The organism is Pseudomonas sp. MRSN 12121 (assembly GCF_000931465.1).
In the GTDB taxonomy this organism is placed as follows: Bacteria; Pseudomonadota; Gammaproteobacteria; order Pseudomonadales; family Pseudomonadaceae; genus Aquipseudomonas.
The window spans coordinates 3,694,046-3,719,871 of record NZ_CP010892.1 but is presented as its reverse complement, the minus strand read 5'-3'; the positions used below and the strand labels follow the sequence as shown (position 1 = coordinate 3,719,871).

Here is a 25,826-nt window from a genome sequence, read left to right as displayed (position 1 = left end):
GCTTCATCCGTATGTCTCGCTAGGCTTATGCGATTCAGCATCCATCCGCTGATCTGGAAATCCTGGTCGATTGTCATTGCCGCAGGGGTTCTAGGAGCGGGCTATCCATTGGGCCTGCGGGCCATCACGGCGGGCGGTCCGACGCGCTGGGTCGGCCTCTGTGTGGCAGTGACGTGCATGGCGGCCAGCGGCGCACTTTTGTGGCTCGCGCTCAAGCGGATTCCGATCAGCGCGGCCTCTGCAGCCTGGGCAGGAATCGGGCTACTTGGAAACTTGGGTATCGGCGCCCTCTTGCTAGGCGATCTCGCATCAGTGACGCGCTGGTCTGGCACCGCCCTCATCGCAGCAGGCATTGCCTGTCTTAGTTTCGTTTGATCAAGGAGACCCATTATGAAGAGCAAAACTGCATTGATCCGCGGCGGCATTTTTTTTTGCGTAGCAGCCGCGCTCTCTGGATGCGCGACCAACAGCATGACGCGCTCCGGATTTCTCGGCGACTACGAGAAGTTATCGCCGACACGATACGAGAACGTACTGATGTACCGCGCAGCGGGATTCGAGCCCAAGCGTTATGCCGCTGTCGTGGTGGAAGATGCGCAGATCAAGACCGCCTCGGGTCGCATCGATGGGCTCGATGACGCGCAGCAGCGTGAAGTGCTAGACCATGTGACGAGCGAACTGAAACGCCAGGAAGGCAAAAGTCCCGCCACCCCAGGTGGCACGGGACAGGTTCGGGTGCGTGTAGCGGTCACCGAACTGCAGACACCGAATCGGGCAGTCAATGCAATGACGACCCTGCTGGTTGGACCCGTGACGACGGGCGGTGCCAGCCTAGAGTTCGAAGCAGTCGATGTAAGTACGGGACGACGCGTTGCTGCCGCCAGTTGCTTCGAGCGCGGCAACGTCATTAAAGAGTTCGCCGGTTCGTACACATTGCTGGGTCATGCCAAAGCGGCGATCACGAACTGCATCGAGCGCATCGACAGCGCTTGGCGGGACACGCAGCCATGAGCAACGCTTCACAGGCTTGGCTCCGGCAGGATGCCATGGTCGGCGGTGATCACAAATGGCTGGCGGGTGGCGACTGGACGATAGAGCACTACGCCAGTCTGGCAAAATCCGTGTCCGCCGCCCGCATCAGCCATGCCGAGGGGTACGCCACTCCCTTGCTCGACTGGACGCAAGTCCAGAGACTGGACACCGCCGGCGCGGCTCTGCTGGTGGAAATTCTCGGGCCAGACTCGATACTCGACCGGCCGGAGGCAGCTCCAAATCTGTCCCCGGATCGCCTCGCCCTAATGAAAGCGCTTGCCGCCGCTGCTACCGCTCAGCAGAAGACGGACAAAGCAGCGGTGAGCGGGAATCCTCTGCTCCGCGGTCTGGGACGCATAGGCCTGACCGTGGAACAGGGCTGTCGTGCGTGTCTTGGTCTGGCCGGGTTCGTGGGTCAGATCATCGAAACATGGAGCCGTACCGTTCGTCACCCGCGTCGCTGGCGCACGACCTCGGTGATCGCTCAAATCCAGCGGTCAGCGGTGGACGCCATTCCCATCGTGGCGCTACTGAGCTTCATGGTAGGAATGGTGGTGGCGTTCCTGGGCGCAACGGTGCTGGCCAACTTCGGTGCGAGCATCTTCTCGGTGCATCTGGTCGCCTTCTCGTTCATGCGCGAGTTCGGAGTGCTGCTCCCGGCCATATTGATTGCAGGCCGTACCGCAAGCGCGTATACCGCCCAAATCGGTTCGATGAAGGCAAATGAAGAGATCGATGCGCTTCGCTCCAACGCGCTCGACCCCATCGAGTTGCTGGTGCTGCCACGCGTGCTGGCGCTTCTTGTGTCCTTGCCACTGCTCACATTAGTAGGCATCTTGGCTGGCATTGTGGGCGGCGCCACTGTATGCGCACTGAGCTTGGAGATTCCTCCTGCACAGTTCCTTGCCATCGTGCAGGAAAAAATCGAGGTGCGCCATTTTCTTGTCGGAATGAGCAAGTCCCCGCTCTTCGCGGTGATGATCGCCGCTATCGGCTGCCATGAAGGGTTCAAGGTCGCCGGTAGCGCTGAGTCGGTAGGCGACCACACGACTTCTAGTGTTGTGCAATCAATCTTCATGGTGATCCTGATCGATGCCATCGCTGCACTGTTCTTCATGGAGATGGGCTGGTGAGCGCGGTGAAGGAAGACACCGACAACGGTGTGCGACACGCTATTGAAGTGCGCGGCCTAGACAACAGGTTTGGAACCCAGCAGGTCCATCAGGACCTGGACCTGGACGTGCGACGCGGGGAAATCCTTGGCGTGGTGGGAGGATCAGGCACCGGGAAATCCGTGCTCTTGCGTAGCATCGTCGGGCTGCAGAAGCCGCATTCGGGCGTGGTCCGTATCGGGGGGCGCGACCTACTGCGAGCCCAATGGCTTGCACGCGCGCGTATGGAGCGAAGGTTCGGCATTCTGTTCCAGAAGGGCGCGTTGTATTCATCGCTGACCGTCTTGGAGAACGTCGCTCTTCCTTTAATCGAGCATGTCGGTCTGGCGCGGCCTCTTGCCGAGCGTTTGGCAAGAAGCAAGCTGGGCTTGGTGGGGTTGCCTGCCGGAGCGGGAGACAAATATCCGGCCTCGTTGTCCGGAGGCATGGTGAAACGAGCAGCACTGGCGAGAGCCTTGGCGCTTGATGCGAACATCCTGTTTCTTGACGAACCCACCGCAGGACTGGATCCAATCGGGGCTGCATCTTTCGACCAATTGATTCTGACCCTGCGCAATGCACTGGGTCTCACGGTGTTTCTGGTAACCCACGACCTCGATACGCTGTACACCATATGCGACCGTGTCGCGGTCCTGGCGAACCAGAAGGTACTCATCAACGACGGCATCGAGGCAGTCGAGCGATTCAAGCACCCGTGGATACAGGAATACTTTCACGGCCCCCGTGGCCGTGCGGCCGCACAGGCCACTGGTGCTTCCAGCCAAGAGACGCAGCCATGAAACCCTTCCGCATCTGCATCATTCTTCCGTCGCGCACGCATTGGGCTGGGCGCACGCAATATTTACACTCTGAAAACGAGGTGGTCTGATCATGGAGCCACGTGCCCATCATGTATTCATTGGTCTGTTCGTCGTGCTGCTCGGTGCGATTGGTATCGGCTTCGCGCTCTGGCTCAGCGACACACGTTCCGACCACGATTACCAGTATTACCGGATCATGTTCGATGAGCCAGTGACCGGGCTTACGCCCGGCAGCCAGGTTCAGTACAGCGGAATCACGATTGGCGAAGTCGTTGCACTTTCTCTTTCGCCGCCTGACCCAAGGCGGGCGATAGCGCGCGTGCGTATCAATGCCACCATCCCGGTCCGGCAGGATACCCGCGCTGAATTGGTCATCACGGGAATTACCGGCAACGCGGTGATCGAGTTGAGCGACGGTGGGCCAAACGTGCCATTGCTGGATCGGAAAGAGGACGAGGAACCGTTGATCCTCGCGCCACGTTCGGCGATGGCATCCCTGGTCTCCGGCGAGGGTAACAGCATGACGACACTCAACGGCATCTTGCTGCGCACGCAGGAGTTACTGTCGAAGGAGAATTTGGCTCTTGTGCACCGCAGTCTAGTGAATCTCGAACAGACTACGGGCGCGGTCGCTGACCAGAGGGCCGAGATCGCGACGTTAATCAGCAATCTGACCGAAGCAAGCAGAGAATCGACAGCTGCCGTGCGCCAAGCAAATAGCACTCTTCGCGATGCCAACCTGCTACTAAATAACGATGGTAAGCAAATCATGGTGAACACGCGTGATGCAACGGCATCCCTCGAACGCGCCGCTTTCAGGGTTGAGACGCTACTGCAAAACAATCAGGAATCGCTGAACCAAGGCATGGCCGCCACAGGCCCTGCCATGCACGAACTCCAGCAGGCGCTGGCCAATCTAAACACCGTGCTGCGCCGACTGGATCGCAATCCGGCGCAATACCTGCTCGGTGGAGAGAACATTGAGGAAACCAAGCCGTGAACACTTCCGCCAGGATGATTCCCGTCGCTGCCGCGACTATGACGCTAGTACTCGGCTTGTCCGCGTGCAGTGTGCTTCCCAAAACAGCTCCAATGGTCACCTACAAACTGCCCGACTATCACATCGCCCAGGCGGAGAGTACGCCACGCGCCGTTCCTGGACCTGGGGCGCTGCGCGTCTACGCCCCTGAGAGTAGTCGCGTCCTGGATTCGGAGCGGCTTTTCATTGCGCAGCCCGATGGTCGCTTGTCGGCTTGGCAAGGAGTGCGTTGGGCCGACCCCGCACCGGTGCTGCTACGCGACCGAATCGTCGAAGCCTTCATGCGCGATGGGCGGTCGACTTCGGTGATTACCGATAGCACGCCAATGAGCGCCGATATGGAGTTGCGCAGTACGCTACGGGCGTTCCAGCTCGAATACCGCGGCACTGAAGCGATCGCCGCGGTTCGGGTTCGGCTCGATGTGCAACTGGTCGATCCGGCCAAACGGACTGCTATTGCCAGTAGACGCTTCGAAGCAATCCAAGCTACAGGCAGCAAGCGAGAGGCAGATGTGGTGAGCGCGTTCGGTGTCGCGACGGACGTGTTGGCCGGGCAGATCGTTGAATGGGCAGTTCAGGTCGGGGCAGCGCGTTTGCGAGTTGCACCGGAATCGGCAAGCAACCATGCACCCACAGCGTCGGCGATAAGCACAGACTAGTCGCCTTAACGGAGCACAGAAGCTAGGGCCAGAACGCTGCTCGACACCTTAACTCGGTACGACAGCCTACGGCCCCTATCCAATCCCAGGACCTCGTTGCCGTCCAACCTCCCATGACACACCGCCGCCGCGTACAGTCGCGGCGATCTGCTGCCCCAGTCGTGGCTCGATTATCGGCCGCCAAGGCACCAGACTGAACCCCATGCCGTCATCGAGCAGCGCATAGCGACCGCTGGCGAGAATGACCGAGCGCCGGTAGATGCCGGCTACGCGCTGCCCGTCTGTGACGTGCCGATGCTCCAACCCACTATCGGCGGCAATGTGCTGGGCGGCCTGCGCCAGCTCCCGATTGCGCAGCGTTTCCAGCAGATTCCGGGAGAGAATCACCCGCTGCCCACGCCGCTGGGCCAGCCCCTGTTCTTCGAGGAAGTCGGCGCGCTGCTGCAAGGCTTGCTTGGCATCGCCACCAAAGCCCAGGTCGCCCAATCCCCGGCCGCCGCCGATCAGTTGCTGGTCGAGCCAGGTGGCGCCGATCACGCGGGCCTGCCGCTCGATCGGCAGGTGAGATTTCAGGTCCACGGCCACGCCGCCCAGTCGCTGCGCATCGTACTGGCGCCCACGCTCGGATAGGTCGTCCGGCACTTTCCATAGCCCTTCCGCCACGCGCTCCACGATGCCGGCCCGGCGCAGGGCTTCCAGCCGTCGGACGTGGGCCGCGACGACTTCCTGCGGGTCGCGGCCGGGCTTGGCTCGGCCTTGCTCGATCGCCAGGTGATGATCGGTACGGTACAGGCCATCGCTCGCCAGTGCGGCGATGTTCTTGTCCGCCGCCCGTACCTCGGCGGAACCACGCACCTCCACCACCGCGCCGGTGGGGTAGCTCGCCAGTTCGTCGCGGGCGTTCAAAGCGACGTAGTGGGCCTTGCCGTCCACGCCGTCGATGACCAGATAGCCGCGGTCGTGCAGCTCGTCGGCCAGCCCCTTGGCGGCCACGCGGCCGACGAGGGTACGGCCGTCGTCGGCCGGCTCGAATACCGCCAGCTCGCGCGGCTGGCCGCTCATGGCGCGCTGCATGGTGCGGATGATGTCGCCACGCTCGCCCAGGGCACGCAGGGTCTTCTCAGCGTCGGCATGGATGGCCCAGGTGCTGGGCTGCACCTCGTCGGCCAGGCCGAGCCGCTGCAAGCGTTGCAGCCGGCCGATCAGTAGCAGGCGCTGGCGTTGCAACGTCGGTTCGTTGAAGCGTTCGATCCGCACCCGGTCATCCTCGCCGACCTCGCGCTGCAACGTGCGGTCGAGGCTCGTCCACCGCTCTTGCTTCACCTCGCGCTGCCAGGTCTGCTGGATCTCCAGTTCGGTGCGCGGCCCCAGCCATTCCGTCGCCAGCTCGGCGGCGCGATGGCGGAAGCCGTGGGCGATGTAGTCGCCCGCGATGACGAGGTCTCTGCCGGTATCGTCGCGTCCGCGCACGATCAGGTGCGTGTGCGGGTTGTCGGTGTTCCAGTGATCGACCGCCACCCAATCCAGCCGCGTTCCCAGGTCGGCCTCCATGCGGTTCATCAGGTGCCGGGTGTAGGTGCGCAGGTCGTCCAGCTCGGCTCCGTCTTCCGGGGAAACAATGAAACGGAAATGGTGTCGGTCGTCCTGGCAGCGTTCCTTGAAGGCATCGAGGTCGGCATGGTCGGTCTGCGGCCCGTAGGCACGGCCCGGCTCGCCGTCCCGGCCGGCACCGTCGCGCTCGATGTAGCGCAGGTGCTTGGCGAGCGACTGCGGGCTGGCGTTGCGCTGGTTGACCAGCAGCGTCTTGACGGTCACGCGCCGTGACATGGGTGTCAGCTTTGCACCTGCGAAGCGCGCTGCCGTATGGCCGCGCCCAAGCCGTGAGCCGGGCCGCTGGCCCGCGTGCTGGCCGCTCCCGCCAGCGACAGGACGGCGCACCGCCGACTTGCCGCCGCTGGCTTTGCCAGCCCGCTTGAGCACCTTGGAAACGAAGCTCTGGCCCTGGCCTTTGCCTCGGTTCTTCGGCGCGCCAGGGCGCACCCGGAAATCGTCGTCGCGGCGGTCGGTCATGGCAGCGCCCCTGGCAAGCTCCGGCGTCTCCGGGCGTGCGAAGCACGCGGACATGCCTGCATTGGCGCGGGCCTCGCGCCCCACGCGGCACGGCGGCAAAGCCGCTCCGTGCCGCGCCACCCCCATGTGCAGACAGGCCTTCGACGCGGCCCGGTGCCGCGTCCTTTTGTCTTGCCTTCCGCCTTTGCCCCTCGCTCCCGCTCCGGGCATCGGCGGCCCGGCGGCGCTGCTGCACCAGCAGCCAGCCCGCCGGCGAACACGCCAATGGCCGCAGGCCAGGCGCGTTCGAGGCAAGACGCCTGCACGTTGGACGGCTGCGCCGAAGGCAGCGCGAAGTGCGGTGCGAATGCACCCGCACTGCACGTGCGATGACAAGGCGACGAACAGTAGAACGACATGCCCGATGGCACGATGAGAGGCGCGGCAAAGTGCAGCGAATCGGCGGCCATCATGGACGTGTCTCCAGCCAGATCGGATGCGCAACGCCGATCGCGGTGGATGCACTGACCGGCCCGAAATAGCGGCTGTCGAACGACGCTGGGTTGGTCACGCTCAAGAGGAACAGTTCGCCCGGTTCGAGACGGCGGCAAAGCTGCAAGGATGGCAGCGGTCGGCCCTGCCGGTCGGCAGGCAGGGCGGCGGCCACCGGCACGCCGTCGATGCGAACCTGGCCGGCGACGATGCAGACGTGTTGTGGCGCGACTGCGCCCACACGTTTGAGCAGCGGAACGCGGGTCGGTAGGTAACTGCGCTGCGCAGCCAGCATGGCGGCCCTGTCGGGCAGCGGCACCAGCACGATGCTGTCCACGGACAGCGGACGTGGCCGCGAGGCGGTGCGCGGGTCGAACGGTTCGATGCGATACCAACCGACCGCCACGCTGTCGGACGGGTTGTAGGCCATTCGCGGCAGGGGCTGCACGAACGCAGCCCAGGCCAGCGCAGCGAGGCCGACGGTGGCGAAGCCTGCCAGCACGAGGCGAGTGCGCAGGCGCGAGCGAGGATGCGGCACGGGGCCGGTCGTGGAAATCGTGGTCATGGCAATGCCCTCCCTGCCAGCCAGGCGGCGTGCCGTTCTGTGGTGTATGTGGGTAACGCCGAGCGCGCTGCGAGCCGGTTCGCGAGCGTGCGCCAGTACGCGGGCGATGTGTCTGCGGCTGCGATGCCCAGCGCCTCGATGTCGTCGATGCGTTCCAGCACGGCGCGAACGTTGGCATCGCCTTCGGCGTGCAACAGCAGACGCGCGCCCGGCTGCACGCCGGGGATGCGTTGCACGGCGTCCAGCGGCGTGGCGGTCTGCATCACCATGAGCTGCCAGCGGATCGTGCCGTAGTCGTTGGCCTGCCAACGGATGCGGCACAGAACCGCGTTCGGCAGGAACACGGCGCAGCGCCGCCAGCGGTCGAGCTGGAGCGTGCGCGCCGGTTCGCCGAAGCGCAGGTAGAGCTTGAAGCGGGGTTCGATGTAGGTCAGCGCCACGCGCGTCAGCGGCACGTTGCCGGCCTGGCCGGCGAGTGTCGAAGGCGCCGGCGGCGGTGCAGCCGTGGGCGCACTTGCTTTGGGGGTGTGGGCGGTCGAAGCGGATGCGTTCACGGCGTGCCCTCCGGGGGAAACTCCCGCTCCAGCAGGCTGCGCAGCAGTTCGGCTACGGTCACGCCTCGCGTGAAGGCCGACACCTTGATGCGCGCCCGCATGGCGGGCGTGATGTCAAGCGTCAGTCGAGCGGTGTAGAGGTCGCCTTTCTGCAAGGCATCTGCGTCGCCCTGGCGAATCCACGCTTCGGCGTGCGGATTCGCTGGGGGACGTACACCGATGCCGACGCGCTTGCTGCGTGGTGATGGCTTTCCAGTCATGTCGGCCACCGCAGCAGTTCGTCGGTGAGCGCGGCGATCTCGCGGGCAGCGGCGCTGTCGGGCGCGGTTTCGCGGGCGAGCCGGCCAGCGGCTACGCTGTCGGCAAAGACGATGCGCTGGTGGATCTCCGAGCGCAGCGCGGGCAGCGGCTGTTCGGCCAGCGATTGCCGTGCCTCCCTGCCGATGATGGTGGTGCTGACGCGCCGGTTGATGACGAAGGCCGCGCGTAGCGCTGGCCGGAACACCTGTGCTTCGCGGATCAGTGCGACCATCTCGGCAGAAGCCCATACGTCGTAGGGGCTGGGCTGCACGGGGATCAGCACGCGCTCGGCCGCCAGCAGCGCGGAGCGCGCGAGGGCGGCGATGCGCGGCGGGCCGTCGATGATGATGTGATCGGCCCGCCTGGCGAGTTCTGGCGCTTCCTGATGCAGCGTTTCGCGGGCAAGGCCCACGGCGCTGAACAGACGGGGCAGGCCCTGCTGGCTACGCCGCTGCGTCCAGTCGAGCGATGACCCCTGCGGGTCGGCATCCAGCAGGATGACATGCAGGCCGCGCATCGCCAGTTCGCCGGCGATGTGCGTGGCGAGCGTGGTCTTGCCGACGCCGCCTTTCTGGTTGAGAAACGCGAAGATCATGGCGCGGCCCTCCGAGCTGGAAAGCCGGCCTGGGCGTGCCATTTCGTGGTTGTCCACCGAAACGGCGCGCTTCTACTAAAAGTTATGTATTTCTTGTTAGGTAAGTTAGAGGGAACGCAAACCCGCGCCGTTGTTGGCTTTCCGGCGTTTTCGTACTCCTGATAGCACGAGGGTCGTACTCCTGATAGCACGATACCCGGTACTCCTGATAGCACGAGGCCGTCCACAGGTTCTCCCGCAGTTATCCCCGTGCCGCGTGCGGCACGGGCCGGAAGGTCAGCAGCTCGGTGTTGTCGTCCGGCATCCGCTCGATGCCGAGGACGTAGCCGGGCAACGACTGCCGCGCCACCAGGGCGCGCACGTCGTAGGCGAAGTCCGAGAAGCGGGCCGCGCTGCCGGATTTGCGGTACAGGTGTCGGAAGTCGAATTGCCAGCCGTGCTCCTGCCGCCCGCCATGCTTGCGCACCAGGCGGTACAGCCAGCGTTCGATACCGCCTTTCAAGCGGAAATAGGCCGGGTCGATGGTCAGCACCAGGGCGGCGTCGAGCACGCCGGCATAGAACCAGTCCGGCAAGATCAGCTCGATGCCCAGCGGGGTGCCGCTGGCGTCGGCGAGTTCCTTCCACTCGTTGATCCACGAGAAGCGATGCAAGCGCCTTCCCGTGGTTTCGCGGATGGACGTGGCCACCGTGGTCGATTGCAGCCGGTCGAGGGCGGCCTTCAGGCGCTGGTAGTCGTTGAGGGACGTGCCGCGCCCGATGAAGCGCAAAATCTCGTAAGGCGTGGCGCGTATCCAGCGCGACGGGCGCAGGCCCGCGTCGCGCGCCTCCACGATCTGCGAGGCGGCCCATATCAGCACGTCGGCATCCCATATCGTTGCGATGCCGTGCTCCTGCGTGCCTTCCACGCGAATGGTGACGTTCCCGCTGCGGAAGTCGATCGGCGCCGTGCGCCGCGACTTGGCAAGCGAGAAGAACGGAAAGGCCATCAAGTCCTGGGAATCGCGTGGCGCCATGTCGCCCGGCAGCGCTCGGAACAGATCGAGCTGTTCGCGCTGCGGCAAGGCTTGCCCTGGCGGGCTGGACATGGCGAAGGCCACCCACGCGCCGACGATCAGCGGCCATCACGGTAGTCGCCCGCGTGGCGCTCGGCGTATTCGGGATCGGACGTGGCCTCGTAGCTGCGCTGGTCGGCCCAGGCATCGAGGTCGGACACCGCGTACATGACGCGGCGGCCGAACTTGCGGAACTTGGGGCCGCCGCCGATCACCCGCTGCTTCTCCAGCGTGCGCGGCGACAGCCGCAGGTAGTCGGCGGCTTCGTCGTTTGTCAGGTAGCGTTGAGGCTGCGAGGTCGCAGTGACGGCAGCGGCGGCAGGCCGCGAGGGAGCAGGTCGCATGGGATGTACCTCCATCAAGCCCGGCCACACCACGCGGCCGGATAGAGGCACTCTCAAGAAAGCAAGGCTTCTTGCTAAGGGACGATTCGCACGGGTCGAGAAACGTCCCCCCTAATGCGACGGGAACATTGGAAGCTGCGCTAGTCGGCGGTAGCCGCCGTGCATCAGCTCATCGCCGCGGCGTACCAGCCGCCGCACGCGGGCACGCAATGCACTGTCTTTGTGCCAGTCGGCCGCGACGGCATCCGCGCCGAACAGACCTTCGGCCACTTCGCGCAAAGAGGCTCCCGCGAGGGTCGCGTCGAGCGCTTGCAAGGTATGCAGTTCCAGCAGCGCGGCGGGCGTGGGGCGAGAGCGGGCTGTTGCCACAGGCGCGGCCACGGTTGCGGCAGATAGCGCATCCAGCTTCGCAGCGAGCGTGCGGTAGCGCGCACAGGGCGTGGCGCAGGCGCGTGTGGCGTAGAGATAGGCCGAGCCATCTTCTAGGTCGGGTGCGAGTGCGAGCCGAACGCAGCAGCCTGGCCAATGCGATACAAGCACCAGGCGCTTGCCGTCGTGGGTCAGTTGCTTGCGCCCAGGAATGCGCCAGAACTCGAAGGTATGCGCATCGGGTGGTGGGTCGGCGTCGGGGTATAGCTGCACCACGCCGTCGTGATCGGGGAACCAAGCAGGATGTGCATCGCGCGCATCCAGGCCGGGATCTTCCAGCAGGCGCAGGCCCCAGGCCTGCGCCGCATCTGGCTTGCGACGCCGGCGTAGCCAGTCGCGCCGGTAGCTTGCATTCCTGCGCAAATACTCCCAAGCCAGCGCTGGGCCATCGAGGTGCAGCGTGTAGAGATACGCGGCCGTGGGATACCAGTGTTGGCTGCTGCGGTCAGTCATGGCGAAACCTCCCTGTTTCTGGGAACGTCGCCACAATTCCGCTGTGCGGGAGCTATCGAATCGCCATCAAGTGGTCATCAAACTCGGGTTACGCTTTAACTGCTGGTGTCAAGACAGATTCGCTCCAGTGCATTGCCGAAATCGTCTAAATGCGACGACTGCACCGCCCGGAAATGGGGTGCAGCATTGAACACCGTGCCGAATCTCGCGCCTGGCATCATGACTGTTTTGGTCAGGAGCGCACCACCCTGGTGCAAGCATGCGGATCAAGACTTGCCAGGTCTTGGCTAAGACCGAAATAGTCACAATGCGATACTTTTTGCCTGGTCGCGCTGGAATGCGTCAATCGGTGATCGAACCGTTTTCCTGAGCCAGTCGAACGTATTCCGACAGCGGCCGCGTCGGCTGGAAGTACCGATCTCGTATCACGGGCTGCTTGAGCGGCCCGACGATGGACGCCAGATCGGACAGCTTCACCGTCGCCAGGGCAGGCATCCCGATCCCGAGGTCGATCAGGCCGTAGGCCGTATCGCCATCGGTCGGATCGAGCGCGGCCAATAGCCAGGTCGCATGTGCGTCCGGTGTGAACAGGCGCACCACGGGCAGCGGGTCACATTCCTGGCCTGCGGCGCGGGTGAGGCCGTGGGCCAGTAGGTGCACCCGGTCTTCCTCGGTGACAAGCGTGGTCAAGGCCGCGCCCCTTCCACGAACACACGCAATCGCCGAGGCGCATCTGTGCCTGCGGACGGATGCACGTATGCGCAAGCGCACGAAGCCGCAAAAGCGGAGAGGCACGAAGGCGTATTGGTGGAAGTCAGGAAAGACACGGACGCGGTTCCCTGGGTCTGAGGAAATCCGCAGATGCGGATCTCCGTAAAAGCACGGAAAAGGAAAACATCACCACCAAATGAACACTATAGATTGTAGTCCTATAGGGCGCAATGGGCTGTCATCTTGGTTTTTTGGGGAAACCATAGGTGGCAGCGAAGAACTCATTGGCAGCGGCGATTCGGACGGTAAGGAAGGCGCGTGGTTTGAGCCAGGAAGCGTTCTCCAACGTGTCCAGTCGCACCTACATGAGCACGCTGGAGCGCGACCTGAAAAGCCCAACCATCCAGAAGCTGGCCGATCTGTGCGAGGTCATGGAAGTGCATCCGCTCACGCTGCTCACATTGGCTTATGCCGGTGACAGCACCCGCGAAGCTGATGAATTGCTGGCACAGGTGCGCCAGGAACTCAGGGCGATATTGGAAGAGCCCGACACGCCGTAGCGCGTTGGCGTGTGGTACTGAATTGCAGCAAGCGGAGCGCGCAGCGCCGCAGGCGCGAAGGCGTGAGGGATTGAAGCCGGATGGCCGTGACGGCTTGCCGGCACGGGGCGAAGCCCGAAAGCCCGGCGGCGCTTACAGCGCCGACACGCCACACACCGCTCGTTGACACGGATTGCGAGCCACAAGGCACGCATGCAGGCCCGCGGTGACGGGCGTATCCAGCACGCGGCAGCAGCAGAAATCCTGCGCGTGCGGTGCTGCGATCAGCAGCATCGCGCCCCGCCGCAGTGGGCGGGACGCGGTAAGCGGCTGTCAGGCCGCCTTCGGCTTGTTGCGCGACCAGATCAGGTCGTGCGTGCCGTCCTCGTTCTCGATCAGGCGGGCATAGACCGTCGCCGGGAACGAAGGGTCGTCGATGGATACGGACAGGTATTCCCGCCCGGCCTCGCTGGTCTTCTTCCACGCTGCGCCGACTTCGTGGCCAGCCGCTTGCAGGTGGAAGTCGGGGGCGTTCTCGGTGTCGCCCTTGTCGTTGGGAACCAGCTTGACCTTGACGTTGAGCGTCAGGGTGCGAAGCGTGCCGGTGAAGCCGTCTTTCTCTGCGGTGAAGGTGCCGATGTTAGCCATGATGTTTCTCCTTTCGGGTTGAACAAGGTCGCGCCAGTGCGTCCTTGTTGTGATCCGGCCGGCGGGGGATGGGCTGGTCGCACCGCGCAGCGGTCGCAACAACGTGGAGAACCTGGAAGCGAAAAGAATTTGTCCCGCGAGGAATGCGCGCAGCGCAGGGGAAATTGTTTTCGCTGCAAGGTTGCGGCCATGAAGCCCAAGGCGCAGCCGCGCCACCGCCAGGATTCACAACAAGACAAGGACGCACAGGCCGCCCGCTCCCGAATGGAGACGTGGCCAACTCGGCATCCCCGCGTGACGGCTGCACCGGCTTGCGCCCTGACGCGGGCCAGGTCAATGCCCCGACGACAAGGCCAGAGCGCCCCTGCCGCAGCTCACGGCCACATACTGAGGCGTGGTGTGGAAGCTCCATAGAAGCGAGGCTGGGCGGCGTGTCGGTGAACCGTCTTTCGTGACGTACAGACAACGAACCGCCAGCGTCGGGGACGGCACGCTTTCGTGCAACCTGCCGCAGCAAGCCGGGGCGTAGCCACACCAGCCCCGCCCATTGCGGCGGGGCTCGGTCGAATCGTTGGCGGCGCGATGCGCCGCCACACTTGCTGGCTTCGTGGATTTCGCGCACGAGCGCCCTTGTGCGTGGCCCCATCGCCGCCGACCGAAGGCGGCGATGGGGCTTTTTTTTAGCAGTGAAACCGGGCGCGGCCACCGCCGCGCCCGGAGTTTTCGACCACCGGCCCCAAGGCGGCACGGCTTGGGGCCGGTGCGGCTCGTTATTTCTTGGTTTCGATGATCCACCACACGGCGCGCGGCAAGGCGCGGCCCGTGAGGGGATGCAGATCGGTCAGGTCGGCGCGGGCCGTCCAGCCACGCGGCGGACGGTAGCCGCGCACGTCGCCGTCGCCGTGCCAGCGGCGGGCGCGCACCGTGCCGGAGGCATAGGTCGCAGCCATACGGGGGCGGTTTGCGGGTTGGTGGGTCATGGCAGGCATCCTCAATATGAAGCGCCCCGGCCGGAACCGGGGCGCTATCTACGGTGCGAAGTCACGCGGCCAAAGCCTCGGCCTGCGGCTGGACATCCGCCACGGCGGCCGCTTCTTCCTGTGCTTCGGCTTCGCCATCCGCCGGCGCGTCCTGCCCGGCCTGCTGCGGGCCTTCGGTGCGGAAGATGGCGGGCATCCAGCCGGTGCCAGCGGCGAGCCGTTCGGCTTCGCTGGCAATGTCGCCCTTCTTCAACTTCGCCAGTCGGGTGACGTGCGAGGGCGCGAACCCGCCAACGGCTTCCAGAATCGCGGCCTTCGGCACATGCCGGAAGTAACCCTCATTGGTGGGCTGCCACCACGCGGCCATATCCAGCCCCACGGCCTGCGCCAGTTCCGCGCCGGGCTGGTGCGGCGTGGCGCGAGGCGTCACCACGTCCACCGTGGAAGCTAAGCACACGGCCAGCAGCCGCACCAGTTCATCCTGTGATTTCGCCAGCAGCGCGGCGAACAGTTCGGCGCTGTCCTCCGGCAAGGTTTCGCCTGCCACCTGTTGCAGTTCGCGCAGCGCCACGGCGGCGGGTGATTCCGGCCAGTCCGGGGCCATGCCTTCCAGCCGGTCTTGCACCGTGAGGCGCACGCCCAGCGGCAGGTCGTGGCCGTAGTGGCTTTCCTGCAAGACGGTCTGCACCATGCCATGCACCACGGCGGCCAGCGCGGCTTGCGGATGCCGGGCCACTTCGATTTGCAGCGCGGCGGTACGGTGCGCGCTCAACCGCTGCGCCAGTCGGTCGGACATGGTGGCGGTCTTGGGCTGCTCGTCGTCCTCGCCTTCGTCCTCGTTTGCGGCTTCGCCTTCGCTGCCGAAACCCTGCCGCAGTCGTTCCAGCGTGCGCAGCGCCTTGGCTTCGGCTTCGCGCAGCAGCCCGCGATGAATCGCGGCCTGCCCGTCGCGGTCGATGGTGACGATGGCACCGGCTGCGGCCTTCACATTGGCCGCATAGTCCAGCAAGCCTTCTTCCAGCGCCTGCAACTGCTCGCCCAGGCGTTCGCCTTCTTCCTGCAAGGCATCGGCCTTTTCTTCGTCTTCGTCGTCCAGCGCGGCATCCACGGCTTCGGCCAGTTCGTGCAGCTTGGTTTGCAGCTTCTCGATGCGCTGCGCGTCGCGCTTGTTCGGACTGCGGCGTTCCCTTGGCGCACGCTGGAAGGCTTGCAGATCGGCATGGGTCATGCCCGGCGTGGCATCCACCCACGCCCAGCCCTCGGCCTGCACCTTGGCGGCGATACCTGCCAGCTTGTCCTGCGCCAGCCGTTCCAGCAGTGCGGCATCGGTCAGATACACGCCTTTGTCGCCCTCCGCGAACAGGTCGCGGCGGATGCCACCGCCTTCCTGCTCGTAGCCGTCCAGCCCGACAAAGCGCACCAGCGGATGCCGGTAGGCGTCGATTTCGCGTTCGGTCAGACGGTCGCGCAGGTTGTGCGGGCTGCGCTGCCATGTCGGCGCATCGTAGAACGCGGCTTCCTGCGCGGCGTGGTCGTCGGTGATGGCAAGGGCCATCAACTGGTCAAGGCTCACGGCCTCGGCGCGATAGTCGGCCAGCAGGCGCGGCGAGACGTTGGCGAGTTTCAAGCGGCGCTGCACCACCAGCGGCGTGACGGAAAAATCCGCTGCGATATCCTCGATGCTGCGGCCTTCGGCCACCAGCGCGGCGAACGCCTCGAACTGGTCGGCGGGGTGCATGGCTTCGCGCTGCACGTTCTCGGTCAGGCTGGCCGTGCGTGCGGTGCCATCGGCCACCTGCAGGCAAGGCACCTCCCATTCCTTGCTGATGCGGTGCTTCTTCGCCAGCAGCTTCAACGCTGCGAGGCGACGGCCACCGGCCACGACTTCGTAATGCTCGCCGTCGGCGGCGGCAATCACGATGAGGTTTTGCAGCAGGCCGACACGCTGGATGCTGGCGGCGAGTTCGGGAATGGACATGCGCGGGGTCTTGCGCACGTTGCGGCCAGTGGGGCGCGACACCAGCCGCGACAGCGGAACCAGAATCAGGTTCTTGGTCGGGTCAGCGGCTTCCAGCGGGATAGCGGCGGCGGTGTTGATGGCGCGGGCTTCGGTTTGGGTAACGGCGTTCATGGTGATAACTCCTATCGGTTCAGGAATGCAGCAGCGAAGAAAGCGACAAGGGCTGCTGCCTGCCCCTGCCGCGTGGGGATTCAGGCTTTCAACTGGCGCATGCCATCGGCCAGCAGCCAGAGGGCGCGATTCAGTCGGATGTTTTGGTCGATGCCCTGCACCGGGCGGGTTTGCTGTCGGCGCCCGTTGGCGCTGCGGCCACGCAGCCCGCCTTGGGTCAGGTTTTCTTGGGTGCGGTTGAACACGCTCCACAGGTCGGGGCGGCGGTCGTCGAAGCGGCGCGGCATCAGGATTTGCGATTCCGTGATGGGCGCGGGCTTGTCGGGGTCGTCGTACTTGAGGGCGAGCGCGGCGCGGGCGAACACTTCGGATTCGCCATCGTCCAAGGTGATGCCGCGCATGGCATCGCGCGATTCCTTCACCCGATCGAAACCGCTCAAGACTTCGTAAGCGCCCTCAATGACCAGACCGGCCACGTCGCCTTTATGGGGCACTCGCACATCGGCCACGGTGTTGCCGCAAACAAGGCCATTGCTGCACACGAACCGGAACATTCCGGCCAGCATCTGATAGCTGCTGGTGCCGTCGTGCGAGTTCAGCAGCACGATTTCGTTGGCCTCCGCGCCGTTGATCTGGCTGGCATGGCGCAAGCGAATCATGTGTTTGGTGTGCTCGCGCTTGCCTTCGTCGCGCACGCGGGTTTGCGTCACCATGAAAGGCTGGAAGCCTTCTTTGCGAAGCTCGGTCAGCACGGCGGCGGTGGGGATATAGGCGTACCGCTGCGAACGGCTCTCGTGCGGGGCATCCGCGAAGATGGACGGGGCCACGCGGTGAATCTGGTCGTCGGACAGCGGGTAATCGCTGCGCAGCGAGGGGGAGCGGAAAGCGAAACGGGATGCGAGTTGCATGGTCTTTCTCCTGACAAAAGAGGTTTGCTGTTCACACCGCACACCGGATTTCTAGATTCGGAGCCCAGCCTTTCGGCTGTTTGGTGCGGTCGGCACGAGGAACCCGGTTGGCCCTGTTGCCACCGTCTTTCCTGAGTTCATCGCCCGCGGCCAAAGGAGCGCGCGGACGGGGGCCGTCAAGGAGCCAAGCGCAGGGTGGGTGCGGCCCGCAGGCGCAGCCGAGGACACGGCCCTGCGCGCCTTGACGGCACACGGGCGCGGGCTACGGTCGCGGGTAAGGTGATGAAGTCAGGGGAGACGGCTGGACAAGGCAACGGCCATCCCTTTGTGCTGACCGCACGCAAGCGAAGCGCGCAGGCCCGAAGCTGGAAGCCGGGCCGTAGGCGTCAGCGATGCGGAAGGCTGGCGAAGCCAGTCCCGCCAGGGATGAGCGACTAGCGAACCTGGAGCAGCGCGATCCGCGAAGCGGAGACGCAAGAGGACTCTTCGTTTACCATTTGTTTCGCAAGCTAATGATGGGAAAGCAAGAACACGGAGATCTAGAGATGATTGTCTGCATCAACCGCCTCAAACAGTTCGGAATCTTCAGCGACTTCAATGGAACGAAGATCCAAAAGTTCGGCCGGTACAACCTGGTCTATGGTTGGAATGGAACAGGCAAGTCAACGTTATCGAATCTATTCTCTTGCTTTGAGCTTCGCTCGATGGTTCCCCGCTTCAGCACGGGCCAATTTTCAGTAGTTCTGGAGGATGGCTCAACGATCACGGAATCCACACTCCACTCATCCCAATTGAATATTCATGTTTTCAATCAACGCTTCGTGCATGAGAACATTGATTGGGACAAATCCGTAAAGAGCATCCTTCTTATTGCGAAAGAGAAGATTGATGACTTGCAGAAGCTGGAGAAGCTGAAGAGCGAGCTTCAGTCGAAAAAGAAGGCTCACGACGACAAGCAAAGCGATATCAAGAAGCAGCGTGAGGCATTAGAGAAGTTCCTGACCAATGCTGCCAAGAAAATGAAGCTTGGACTTCAGGCGATTGATACGAGCGACAGTTATTACTTGAATTACGACCGCCGCAAGCTCTCCAACTTCATACAGAATAACGGCGAGACAATTATCAAGGCGGAGTCGGTTCTTCCAGATGAGAGGGTTATCGACCTTACGAATGCCGCCAAGCCAGATCAGCTTCCAAGCATTGCTTTCGCCTCAACGGCCATTGAGCCGGACTACTTTAAGAAAGCGGCGGGCCGCATCAGAGATTTGATTGGGACTACGGCGGTCAATCAAGCAATCCAGCGGCTTACCGATAACCCGGACATCCGCGAATGGGTTCAAGCAGGCTTGGAAATCCATAAAAACCACGACTCGCAATCCTGCGAGTTCTGCGGCTCTCCGTTCGCCCAGCTTCGTGCCGAGGCGCTTGCTGCCCACTTCAGCAAGGAGTTCACGGAGTTTCAGAGCCGACTTCAGAATGCGGCGACATGGATTGAATCTCAAGGCGCTCCAGCTAATCAGTTTCCCGCATCGACCGAGTTTTATAAAGAACTATCGGCCGAGGCAGAAAAGCTTCAAAAGGACTACGCAACTGCTGCTGAAAAGATCGACCAGCAAATGGACGCCTGGCGGGAAGCCCTGAAGGCCAAGATCACAGACCCTGGGAAGACAGACATTCAGATCTCGGATGTGGTTGAAGACGATGTCACCAATTTCAATGACATCCTGAAGTCGATTGTTGCTCTCGTTGGAAAGCACAACAATAAGACTTCAAATTTCAAATCTGAGACCTCAAAAAGCAAGGTGGCACTGGAGCTTCACTTTGCTGCGGCTGAGGTGCAAGAGTTTGACTATGCTGGAAGTGAGAAGAAGTGCAATGACCTTGAGTCAGAAGCAAAGAACGACCATAAGGAAATTGAAAAAATTAGTCTAGAGGTCGGAGCCATAGAAGCGGCGCTCTCGAATGAAACGGTCGGGGCAAAGGAGTTCAATGACATCCTGCATCGCTTCATTGGCCGCTCTGAGCTTTGCCTGAACTTCAATCAGAAGAAGAAAGGCTATGAGATCATCAGAAACGGGGTTGGTGAGCACGATGGGAATTTGAGCGAAGGTGAGAAGACTGCGATTGCATTTGTCTATTTCTGAATCGCCCCAGGTTTTCTAGACACTCTCCAGGCTCTGGAAATAGCGCTTTTCAAACTCTACCGGCGACAGCTGATTGTTGAAACCGTGCCGGCGTTTTGGGTTGTAGAACATCTCGATGTAATCGAAAACATCAGCGCGAGCATCCTGCCTGGTGCTGTAGATCTTTCGCCTGATCCGCTCCCGCTTCAGCAGCTGGAAAAAGCTTTCCGCCACCGCATTGTCATGGCAGTTGCCACGTCGACTCATGCTGCCAAGCAAGTTGTTGGCTTTCAGGAAACTCTGCCAGTCACCGCTGCTGAACTGACTACCTTGGTCTGAGTGAATCATCACCTCTTGGTTTGGCTTACGCCGCCAAACCGCCATCAGCAATGCATCAATAGCCAAATCGCTGGTCATCTGTGGCTTCATCGACCAACCGATTACCTGCCGCGAAAACAGATCGAGCACCACCGCCAAAAATAACCAACCCTCATAGGTGCGGATGTAGGTGATGTCCGTAACCCAGACTTTGTTGGGCTCGGTGACATTGAATCGACGCTCAAGATGATTCGGTGAGGCCGCTGGAGGCTTGCCGCCATAACGTCCTGGACGCCGCCGATATCCCGTCTGCGAACGCAGGCCTTCCTGGCGCATTAGTCGAGCAACGCGATGCCTGCCGCACTGTTCTCCAAGCTCACGCAGGTCGTCATGGATTTTGCGGTAGCCATAGACTCCACCGCTCTCTAACCAGGAGTGCTTGATCAAACTCAGCAGCCGCTGATCATCCTTAGCTCGTGCCGAGTTCGGCTCTGCCAGCCAAGCGTAGTAACCGCTGGCATGTACTTTCAGGGTCAGGCACAGGCGGCGAACCGAATAGTCTGCGGATAACTGATTGATGAAGGCGTACTTCAGCCGCACTCCTTGGCAAAGTACGCGGCGGCCTTTTTTAGGATGTCTCGCTCTTCGGTCACGCGCTTGAGTTCGGCACGCAGGCGACGTAACTCAGCGTGTTGATCGTCTTCTTGCGCTCGCTGCTCTTGGGGCTTGCTGTAGCGCTTCACCCAGGCATACAGGCTGTGGGTCGACATGCCCAAGCGAGCAGCTACCTCAGCCACCGGCAGACCTCGCTCGGTCACCTGTTTGACGGCTTCGATTTTGAATTCTTCGGGATAACGCGGGTTGCTCATGGCACCTCCTAATGGGCCGTATTATGAGGCCTGGAGGTGTCTACGAAACTAGGGGCGATTCATTCATCACGAAGCTCAAAGAAAATGGAAATAACATCAAGGATACGATCGTCGTCGTTGACGATCCGGTCTCAAGCTTTGATTCTAATCACTTGTTTCACGCCTACTCGTTTTTGAGAACGCAATGCACTGAAGCCAAGCAACTTTTTGTGCTGACTCACAACTTCACTTACTTTAAGCTAGTGAGAGACTGGTTCACTGGCACCAATAGGAATCGAGTCAAAAAAGGCAACGCCGAGAATTGCTTCTTTTATCGCCTGGATGCGCCACCTGGCTCCCCTCGTCACTCCCTACTTGTGGATGCCGACGACTCACTCAAGAACTACGGTTCCGAGTACCACTATATCTTCAAGAAGCTTTACGAATATAGGGCGCACACGACACTCAATCGAGATGAGGCGTTCTTGACCGCCAACCTCGCCCGAAAGCTTGTTGAATCGTTTTTTACCTTCAAATATCCAAGGCGGCGAAGCGACATTAGTCAATTGATGGAGGCTGGCCTAAAAGATTGCACCATCACGACACCAGAGCTTAAAGAAAAAATCTACCGCTTTATCAATAAGTATTCACATAGCGACGTTATTGAGATAACAGAGGAATCCGCAGAAAACTTGGCAGGCGAAAGCCACAGCGTCATCGGGAACATCTTCCAGTGGCTGGAAGAGGTGGACAAGAAACATTACGACGAGATGATTCAGGTTGCGACGGCCTGAGCATCAGGCCGCGAGGGCCATAGCTATGCCACCAGGCGCAGCAAAAAGGGGCCGAAGCCCCTTGGGCTAGATCAGCCCATGCTCGGCGAACGATGCCGTTTCGTTGCCCGCAACGATGATGTGATCGAGCACGCGCACGTCCACCAGACCCAACGCTTCCTTGAGCCGCTGGGTCAGCGCCCGGTCAGCCGCGCTCGGCTCGGGGTTTCCGCTCGGATGGTTGTGCGAAACGACGACCGCCGCCGCATTGAGCCGCAGCGCCTCCTTGACCACTTCGCGCGGATACACCGACGCACCGTCAATAGTGCCGTGGAACATCTCCCTGTATTCGATCAGACGATGGCGCGTATCCATGAACAGCACTACGAACACCTCATGCTCGAAGCTGGCCAACTTTGTACGCAAGTATTCCTTGACCGCCGCCGGCGAAGTGAACTCTGCTCCGCGCTGCATTTTCCGGTCAATGACCTGGCGCGCAGCTTCCAGAATGTCGTCGGCCGATGCCGGTAGATAGCGCCCGTGCGCGTCGCGCACCAGCAGACAGGAATCGAACGAGGGAAAGGACAGTTGCGACATGATCGTGCTCCGGTTGCTCGGGCGGAATTGCCCGGAACCGGCGGCAGCACGGCGCAGCGCAAGCAGTCAGGGGTCGCAGACGGCCGCCAGGACGCAAGCGCGCATGGCGCGCGCCGCCCTTGACGGCGAGAACGCCGTGATACGGTGAAGGGAACAGCAAGACCGCCCACACCCGCCCACTGCACAGAGTCGATTTTTGGCAAGCGGAGCGCGCAGGCCCGGATCAACGAGCCGGGACGGAGGCGTCAGTGATGGAAGCCCGACAGGGGCGAGACTCGCGCAGCGAAGCTCGATGCGCAGCACGACAGCGCGACGGCGGCACGCCGGGACGCCCGACTGCTTGGGACAGGACTACTCGTTGTCCGTCTTGCGCTGCTCGATTTGCAACTGCGCCCGTTGCGTTGCCTGTTGCAGCCGCTCCACCAGCACGCCCCTCGGCGGCAAGGCGGTCAGATACTCGGCAACGTGGATGCCGGACTTGTCCAGCTCCAGCAATTCGATCTGCTCGCGCTTCTTGCCGGTGCAAAGGATGATCCCGAGCGGCGAGGCTTCCTCCGGCTCCCGTTCGTGCTTGTCTAGCCACCGAAGGTAAAGCTCCATCTGCCCTTTGTAGGCCGCCTTGAAGTCACCTACCTTCAACTCCACCGCAACCAGCCGCCGCAGCTTGCGGTTGTAGAACAGAAGGTCAAGGTGGAAATCCTCGTCGTCGATCGGAATGCGCTTCTGCCGGGCGACGAATGAGAAGCCCGCGCCCAGCTCCAGCAGGAAGGACTCCATTTCACGGATGATCGCCGCTTCCAAGTCGCCTTCCTGCCAAGTGTCCCGCAGGCCCAGGAAGTCGAGGATGTACGGGTCGCGCATGACCAGGGCCGGCGACATGCGCTGCGCATCGCGCAGGGTCGCCAACTCCTGCGCTATGGTTTCTTCCGGCTTTTGGGAAAGCGCCGTGCGCTCGTACAGCATCGAGTCGATACGCTCGCGCAGCGTCCGCACGCTCCAGCGTTGGGTGCTGGCCATCTGTGCGTAGTAGTCCCGCTGGAGCGGGTCTTTCAGCGGCATCAGGGCGATGAAGTGCGTCCAGCTCAATTCTCGTATCAGTGATACGAGAATTCGCTCGTCGGGGAAGGTGGCGGCGAACTGCACCATGCGGCGCAAGTTCTGCTCTGCAAAGCTGCTGCCGTACTCCTCCACCAACTGCGCAGCCAAGGTGGGCAGAACTTCCTTGCCGTAGGCGCCCCGGCGCCTGTCCAAGACCTGCGTGTGGATGCGTTGGCCGATGCGCCAGTAGAGCATCGTAAGCTCGCTATTCACCGTCGAGGCGGCGCGCTTGCGCGCCGCCTCGATCAGTGCCCGAATGTCGCCCAGCAGCGCCGCGGGCGCTGCGAGCGATGCTGCTGATGGCCGGCGCCCGTTCATGCCACCGCCTCCGCAAGCTGCCGCGCGCCCGTGATGGCTTGGCGGCGGCTGGCCACCAGCTCGGCCGCCTCGCGCACCGGCTTGTCCTCGGTGTGGACGTAGTGCATGAACATCGCCACGGTCTTGTGGCCCGTCAGCTTCATTCCCACTTTGGTCGGCACACCGGAATTGGCAATGTCGGTGGTCGAGCGATGACGGATGCCGTGCGTGCCTACGTGCGGCACGCTGGCGGCCTTGAGCGTCCGGCACCAGCCGCCATAGTGCTCGCCAAAGGTCAGGTGCTTGGCCGGGTCGTTCGGCGACGGCAGGACGTAAGGGCAGCCTTCCAGACGCGGCGCCGTCGAAAGCAGCCGATAGGCTTCCTCGCTCATGGGCTTGGAAATGCCGCCAACCTTGCTGTCGGGCCACACCACGCGCCGGTTCTCGAAGTCCAGCCAGCTCCATTCGAGCGGGCAGATTTCGGAGCGCCGCGCCGCAAACTCGAATTGCAGCCGGATCGCCAACGGGATGACGTAGTTCTCCAGCCCCTCCGCCTCCAGTTTCTCCAACTGGCGGAAGATCCGCACCATTTCCTCGTCCACGATGAGCCGGGTTTCCTTGCCCGGCGGGTACATCGGGACGTGGCGGCACGGATTCGTACCGTCCGGGCGGAAGCCCCAGACTTCGGCCAAGTTGAACATCTTGCGCAGCACGCCGAAGGTCTTGTTGGCCTCGGTCGGCTTGTAGGCCAGCTTTTCCATGAGCCCCGCAATGTCGGGCCGCTTCACGTCATGCACCTTCTTGCGGCCCAGCAGCGGGATGATGTTGCGGTCGATGACGCCCTGGTAGCCGTCCTGCGTGCTGACCTTGTTGCGCTTCTTGGAGTAGTCCTCCATGAACTTTTTGCACAACTCGGCCATCGTGGGCGCCTTGCGCGCCTCGGCCTTGGCACCGCCGGGATCACCACCCCGGCGAACCTCGGCCAGCCAGTCCTGCGCTTTGACCCGCGCCTGTTCGACGGTTAGCTCCCCGTAGAGTCCCAGCGAGGGCTTGCGGGGCTGGCCAGAGTTCGTGCGGTACTGGAGCATGAACACCCGGCGTCCCGTCGGGGTAATCTTGCAAAGGAAGCCGGGCACGACGGTATCCCGTAGTTCGATGTCCTTCGCCTGGGGTTGCGCCGACTCTACGGCGGTCTTGGTGAGCTTGATCTTTGCCATGATGACTCCTTGGAACGACCCGGATTCCAGGAGCCAGATAGGAGCGGCGCGAGGGAGAACCGGGTCAAGTTTCAGAAAGCACCGGCATATGATGGACGCGCGTAAGCTATTGATAAACCTGTTGTATCGGGCTACGTCGCAGTCCAGCGAACTACCGGGCTGGAGTCATCGTGAAACAAAAAAGGGGGCGACCAGACGGTCGCCCCCTTTTTTATTGCTTTACTGCCGCCTCGTCCTGTAGGAGCGAGGCTTGCCCGCGATAGCTTTCGTTCGAGCGACAGCTATCTTCAGCTGGAACTCAATCGGGCTTCCCAACAGCCCATCGCGAGCAAGCTTCGCTCCTACAGAAGCGGATCAAGCCAGGTCCACCAGGACCACTTCACTGTCCTCGATGGCAGTGACCCGCAGCAGGCGCTCCTCGGCGATGGCGACACCGTCTCGAGCTTCGGCGCGCAAGCCATTGACTTCAATCACCCCGGTGGCCGGCACCAGATAGGCGCGGCGCCCCGCGTCCAGCGGGTATTCGGCGGACTCGCCGGCTTTCAGGTTGGCGGCCACCAGCCGCGCATCGGCGCGAATCCGCAGGCTCTGGTCATCACCGTGCTTACCGCTGGCCAGGGTCACGAAACCCTCGCGCTGGCCTTTGGGAAACGGCTTGGCGCCCCAGGAGGGTGCGGAGCCGGCCTCGTTGGGGATGATCCAGATCTGGAAGATCCTGGTTTCGACGTCTTCCAGGTTGTACTCGCTGTGGGCGATCCCGGTGCCGGCGCTCATCACCTGCACGTCGCCCGCCTCGGTGCGGCCCTTGTTGCCGAGGTTGTCCTGGTGGGAAATGGCCCCTTCGCGGACGTAGGTGATGATTTCCATGTCCCGGTGCGGATGCTGGGGAAAGCCGGTGCCGGGGGCGATCACGTCGTCGTTCCACACGCGCAGGTTGCCCCAGTTCATGCGCTTGGGGTCGTAGTACTCGGCGAACGAAAAGTGGTGGTGGGCATCCAACCAGCCATGGTGGGCGCCGCCCAGGGATTTGAAAGGTCTGAGTTCAAGCATGATCGTCTCCTGCCAGGGTTCGCCATGGGGCCCGTATAAAGGGCCACAGAA

27 protein-coding genes are annotated in these 25,826 nt (G+C 62.6%); 9 read left to right on the top strand and 18 right to left on the bottom strand.

From position 1 onward, the window contains the following. Positions 1-27: 27 nt before the first annotated feature. The 6 genes from TO66_RS16805 (at position 28) to TO66_RS16780 (ending at position 4,702) form a co-directional block, all read left to right on the top strand. On the top strand, positions 28-375 hold the full coding sequence (locus TO66_RS16805; protein WP_032665245.1) for a multidrug efflux SMR transporter: 348 nt from the start codon (positions 28-30) through the stop codon (positions 373-375). Positions 376-390: 15 nt separating this feature from the next. Further along, entirely contained in the window at positions 391-1,011 is a 621-nt protein-coding gene (locus tag TO66_RS16800; protein WP_016487830.1) for a DUF3313 family protein, read from the top strand. Next, a complete protein-coding gene (locus TO66_RS16795) occupies positions 1,008-2,165 on the top strand; it encodes an ABC transporter permease (protein ID WP_016487831.1) in 1,158 nt (385 codons plus the stop codon). Before TO66_RS16800 ends, TO66_RS16795 begins: the two co-directional genes overlap by 4 nt. Positions 2,166-2,194: 29 nt before the next feature. Continuing rightward, entirely contained in the window at positions 2,195-2,983 is a 789-nt protein-coding gene (locus tag TO66_RS16790) for an ABC transporter ATP-binding protein (RefSeq protein ID WP_028689679.1), read from the top strand. A 91-nt stretch (positions 2,984-3,074) separates the two neighbouring features. Continuing rightward, a complete protein-coding gene (locus TO66_RS16785; protein WP_016487833.1) occupies positions 3,075-4,004 on the top strand; it encodes an MlaD family protein in 930 nt (309 codons plus the stop codon). A 92-nt stretch (positions 4,005-4,096) separates the two neighbouring features. Continuing rightward, positions 4,097-4,702: an ABC-type transport auxiliary lipoprotein family protein gene (locus TO66_RS16780; protein WP_223231737.1), complete on the top strand. Its 606-nt coding sequence runs from the start codon at positions 4,097-4,099 to the stop codon at positions 4,700-4,702. 75 nt (positions 4,703-4,777) lie between these two features. On the opposite strand, the gene TO66_RS16775 is transcribed toward TO66_RS16780, so the two are convergent. The 9 genes from TO66_RS16775 to TO66_RS16735 all read right to left on the bottom strand — a co-directional run bounded on the left by TO66_RS16775 (position 4,778) and on the right by TO66_RS16735 (position 12,227). After that, positions 4,778-6,772: a relaxase/mobilization nuclease and DUF3363 domain-containing protein gene (locus tag TO66_RS16775; RefSeq protein ID WP_016487835.1), complete on the bottom strand. Its 1,995-nt coding sequence runs from the start codon at positions 6,770-6,772 to the stop codon at positions 4,778-4,780. 448 nt (positions 6,773-7,220) lie between these two features. After that, positions 7,221-7,808, bottom strand: coding sequence for a S26 family signal peptidase (locus tag TO66_RS16770; protein WP_006379345.1), 588 nt, complete (start codon positions 7,806-7,808; stop codon positions 7,221-7,223). Next, complete coding sequence (locus TO66_RS16765; protein WP_006379346.1) at positions 7,805-8,362, bottom strand: DUF2840 domain-containing protein; 558 nt, start codon at positions 8,360-8,362, stop codon at positions 7,805-7,807. The genes TO66_RS16770 and TO66_RS16765 overlap by 4 nt, the downstream gene beginning before the upstream one ends. Then, the gene (locus tag TO66_RS16760) at positions 8,359-8,622 is read right to left on the bottom strand and encodes a hypothetical protein (RefSeq protein ID WP_022652187.1); all 264 of its coding nucleotides are present in this window, start codon (positions 8,620-8,622) and stop codon (positions 8,359-8,361) included. Before TO66_RS16760 ends, TO66_RS16765 begins: the two co-directional genes overlap by 4 nt. Next, the gene (gene parA / locus TO66_RS16755) at positions 8,619-9,257 is read right to left on the bottom strand and encodes a ParA family partition ATPase (RefSeq protein WP_003092312.1); all 639 of its coding nucleotides are present in this window, start codon (positions 9,255-9,257) and stop codon (positions 8,619-8,621) included. The genes TO66_RS16760 and parA overlap by 4 nt, the downstream gene beginning before the upstream one ends. Before the next feature lie 241 nt (positions 9,258-9,498). Continuing rightward, entirely contained in the window at positions 9,499-10,344 is an 846-nt protein-coding gene (locus TO66_RS16750; RefSeq protein WP_022652188.1) for a replication initiator protein A, read from the bottom strand. A gap of 26 nt (positions 10,345-10,370) precedes the next feature. Continuing rightward, positions 10,371-10,655, bottom strand: a complete 285-nt coding sequence (locus TO66_RS16745; RefSeq protein ID WP_001247107.1) for an AlpA family transcriptional regulator — start codon at positions 10,653-10,655, stop codon at positions 10,371-10,373. Positions 10,656-10,766: 111 nt separating this feature from the next. Then, complete coding sequence (locus TO66_RS16740; protein ID WP_006379424.1) at positions 10,767-11,537, bottom strand: DUF2285 domain-containing protein; 771 nt, start codon at positions 11,535-11,537, stop codon at positions 10,767-10,769. Between the two features lie 342 nt (positions 11,538-11,879). Beyond that, positions 11,880-12,227, bottom strand: a complete 348-nt coding sequence (locus TO66_RS16735; RefSeq protein WP_016487838.1) for a DUF2958 domain-containing protein — start codon at positions 12,225-12,227, stop codon at positions 11,880-11,882. A gap of 287 nt (positions 12,228-12,514) precedes the next feature. On the opposite strand from TO66_RS16735, the gene TO66_RS16730 reads away from it, so the two are divergent. Next, positions 12,515-12,808, top strand: coding sequence for a helix-turn-helix domain-containing protein (locus TO66_RS16730; RefSeq protein ID WP_006379425.1), 294 nt, complete (start codon positions 12,515-12,517; stop codon positions 12,806-12,808). 312 nt (positions 12,809-13,120) lie between these two features. On the opposite strand, the gene TO66_RS16725 is transcribed toward TO66_RS16730, so the two are convergent. The 4 genes from TO66_RS16725 to TO66_RS16710 all read right to left on the bottom strand — a co-directional run bounded on the left by TO66_RS16725 (position 13,121) and on the right by TO66_RS16710 (position 17,454). Next, the gene (locus tag TO66_RS16725; RefSeq protein WP_001273857.1) at positions 13,121-13,435 is read right to left on the bottom strand and encodes a DUF736 domain-containing protein; all 315 of its coding nucleotides are present in this window, start codon (positions 13,433-13,435) and stop codon (positions 13,121-13,123) included. A gap of 770 nt (positions 13,436-14,205) precedes the next feature. Beyond that, positions 14,206-14,415 (bottom strand): hypothetical protein, encoded by a 210-nt coding sequence (locus TO66_RS16720; protein WP_016487839.1) that lies wholly within the window; start codon positions 14,413-14,415, stop codon positions 14,206-14,208. A gap of 61 nt (positions 14,416-14,476) precedes the next feature. Further along, positions 14,477-16,546, bottom strand: coding sequence for a ParB/RepB/Spo0J family partition protein (locus tag TO66_RS16715; protein WP_006379606.1), 2,070 nt, complete (start codon positions 16,544-16,546; stop codon positions 14,477-14,479). An 80-nt stretch (positions 16,547-16,626) separates the two neighbouring features. Then, entirely contained in the window at positions 16,627-17,454 is an 828-nt protein-coding gene (locus TO66_RS16710; protein ID WP_003092327.1) for a DUF932 domain-containing protein, read from the bottom strand. 545 nt (positions 17,455-17,999) lie between these two features. Here TO66_RS16710 and TO66_RS16705 point away from each other — a divergent pair. Further along, positions 18,000-19,598 (top strand): AAA family ATPase, encoded by a 1,599-nt coding sequence (locus TO66_RS16705; RefSeq protein ID WP_044466070.1) that lies wholly within the window; start codon positions 18,000-18,002, stop codon positions 19,596-19,598. 15 nt (positions 19,599-19,613) lie between these two features. Here TO66_RS16705 and TO66_RS16700 read toward each other — a convergent pair. Beyond that, a protein-coding gene (locus TO66_RS16700; protein WP_088540460.1) for an IS3 family transposase occupies positions 19,614-20,764 on the bottom strand; the annotation gives its coding sequence in 2 pieces (ribosomal slippage) (positions 19,614-20,521 and positions 20,521-20,764; 1,152 coding nt in all). Positions 20,765-20,775: 11 nt separating this feature from the next. Here TO66_RS16700 and TO66_RS16690 point away from each other — a divergent pair. Beyond that, entirely contained in the window at positions 20,776-21,537 is a 762-nt protein-coding gene (locus tag TO66_RS16690) for an AAA family ATPase (RefSeq protein ID WP_044463365.1), read from the top strand. Between the two features lie 66 nt (positions 21,538-21,603). On the opposite strand, the gene radC is transcribed toward TO66_RS16690, so the two are convergent. The 4 genes from radC to TO66_RS16670 form a co-directional block, all read right to left on the bottom strand. Continuing rightward, positions 21,604-22,113, bottom strand: a complete 510-nt coding sequence (radC, locus tag TO66_RS16685; RefSeq protein ID WP_016487841.1) for a RadC family protein — start codon at positions 22,111-22,113, stop codon at positions 21,604-21,606. 351 nt (positions 22,114-22,464) lie between these two features. Continuing rightward, positions 22,465-23,529 (bottom strand): YhcG family protein, encoded by a 1,065-nt coding sequence (locus TO66_RS16680; RefSeq protein ID WP_016487843.1) that lies wholly within the window; start codon positions 23,527-23,529, stop codon positions 22,465-22,467. Next, complete coding sequence (locus TO66_RS16675) at positions 23,526-24,725, bottom strand: site-specific integrase (RefSeq protein ID WP_014603550.1); 1,200 nt, start codon at positions 24,723-24,725, stop codon at positions 23,526-23,528. Before TO66_RS16675 ends, TO66_RS16680 begins: the two co-directional genes overlap by 4 nt. Before the next feature lie 354 nt (positions 24,726-25,079). Continuing rightward, on the bottom strand, positions 25,080-25,775 hold the full coding sequence (locus TO66_RS16670) for a pirin family protein (protein WP_044463364.1): 696 nt from the start codon (positions 25,773-25,775) through the stop codon (positions 25,080-25,082). Positions 25,776-25,826 lie beyond the last annotated feature (51 nt).

Excerpts from the sequence above, each read along its gene's own strand:
- TO66_RS16805 (WP_032665245.1), top strand. The coding sequence starts at position 28 with ATGCGATTCAGCATCCATCCGCTGATCTGGAAATCCTGGTCGATTGTC.
- TO66_RS16800 (WP_016487830.1), top strand. The coding sequence starts at position 391 with ATGAAGAGCAAAACTGCATTGATCCGCGGCGGCATTTTTTTTTGCGTA.
- TO66_RS16795 (WP_016487831.1), top strand. The coding sequence starts at position 1,008 with ATGAGCAACGCTTCACAGGCTTGGCTCCGGCAGGATGCCATGGTCGGC.
- TO66_RS16785 (WP_016487833.1), top strand. The coding sequence starts at position 3,075 with ATGGAGCCACGTGCCCATCATGTATTCATTGGTCTGTTCGTCGTGCTG.
- TO66_RS16780 (WP_223231737.1), top strand. The coding sequence starts at position 4,097 with ATGGTCACCTACAAACTGCCCGACTATCACATCGCCCAGGCGGAGAGT.
- TO66_RS16775 (WP_016487835.1), bottom strand. The coding sequence starts at position 6,772 with ATGACCGACCGCCGCGACGACGATTTCCGGGTGCGCCCTGGCGCGCCG.
- TO66_RS16770 (WP_006379345.1), bottom strand. The coding sequence starts at position 7,808 with ATGACCACGATTTCCACGACCGGCCCCGTGCCGCATCCTCGCTCGCGC.
- TO66_RS16760 (WP_022652187.1), bottom strand. The coding sequence starts at position 8,622 with ATGACTGGAAAGCCATCACCACGCAGCAAGCGCGTCGGCATCGGTGTA.
- parA (WP_003092312.1), bottom strand. The coding sequence starts at position 9,257 with ATGATCTTCGCGTTTCTCAACCAGAAAGGCGGCGTCGGCAAGACCACG.
- TO66_RS16750 (WP_022652188.1), bottom strand. The coding sequence starts at position 10,344 with ATGTCCAGCCCGCCAGGGCAAGCCTTGCCGCAGCGCGAACAGCTCGAT.
- TO66_RS16745 (WP_001247107.1), bottom strand. The coding sequence starts at position 10,655 with ATGCGACCTGCTCCCTCGCGGCCTGCCGCCGCTGCCGTCACTGCGACC.
- TO66_RS16740 (WP_006379424.1), bottom strand. The coding sequence starts at position 11,537 with ATGACTGACCGCAGCAGCCAACACTGGTATCCCACGGCCGCGTATCTC.
- TO66_RS16725 (WP_001273857.1), bottom strand. The coding sequence starts at position 13,435 with ATGGCTAACATCGGCACCTTCACCGCAGAGAAAGACGGCTTCACCGGC.
- TO66_RS16720 (WP_016487839.1), bottom strand. The coding sequence starts at position 14,415 with ATGACCCACCAACCCGCAAACCGCCCCCGTATGGCTGCGACCTATGCC.
- TO66_RS16715 (WP_006379606.1), bottom strand. The coding sequence starts at position 16,546 with ATGAACGCCGTTACCCAAACCGAAGCCCGCGCCATCAACACCGCCGCC.
- TO66_RS16710 (WP_003092327.1), bottom strand. The coding sequence starts at position 17,454 with ATGCAACTCGCATCCCGTTTCGCTTTCCGCTCCCCCTCGCTGCGCAGC.
- TO66_RS16705 (WP_044466070.1), top strand. The coding sequence starts at position 18,000 with ATGATTGTCTGCATCAACCGCCTCAAACAGTTCGGAATCTTCAGCGAC.
- TO66_RS16690 (WP_044463365.1), top strand. The coding sequence starts at position 20,776 with ATGGGCCGTATTATGAGGCCTGGAGGTGTCTACGAAACTAGGGGCGAT.
- radC (WP_016487841.1), bottom strand. The coding sequence starts at position 22,113 with ATGTCGCAACTGTCCTTTCCCTCGTTCGATTCCTGTCTGCTGGTGCGC.
- TO66_RS16680 (WP_016487843.1), bottom strand. The coding sequence starts at position 23,529 with ATGAACGGGCGCCGGCCATCAGCAGCATCGCTCGCAGCGCCCGCGGCG.
- TO66_RS16675 (WP_014603550.1), bottom strand. The coding sequence starts at position 24,725 with ATGGCAAAGATCAAGCTCACCAAGACCGCCGTAGAGTCGGCGCAACCC.
- TO66_RS16670 (WP_044463364.1), bottom strand. The coding sequence starts at position 25,775 with ATGCTTGAACTCAGACCTTTCAAATCCCTGGGCGGCGCCCACCATGGC.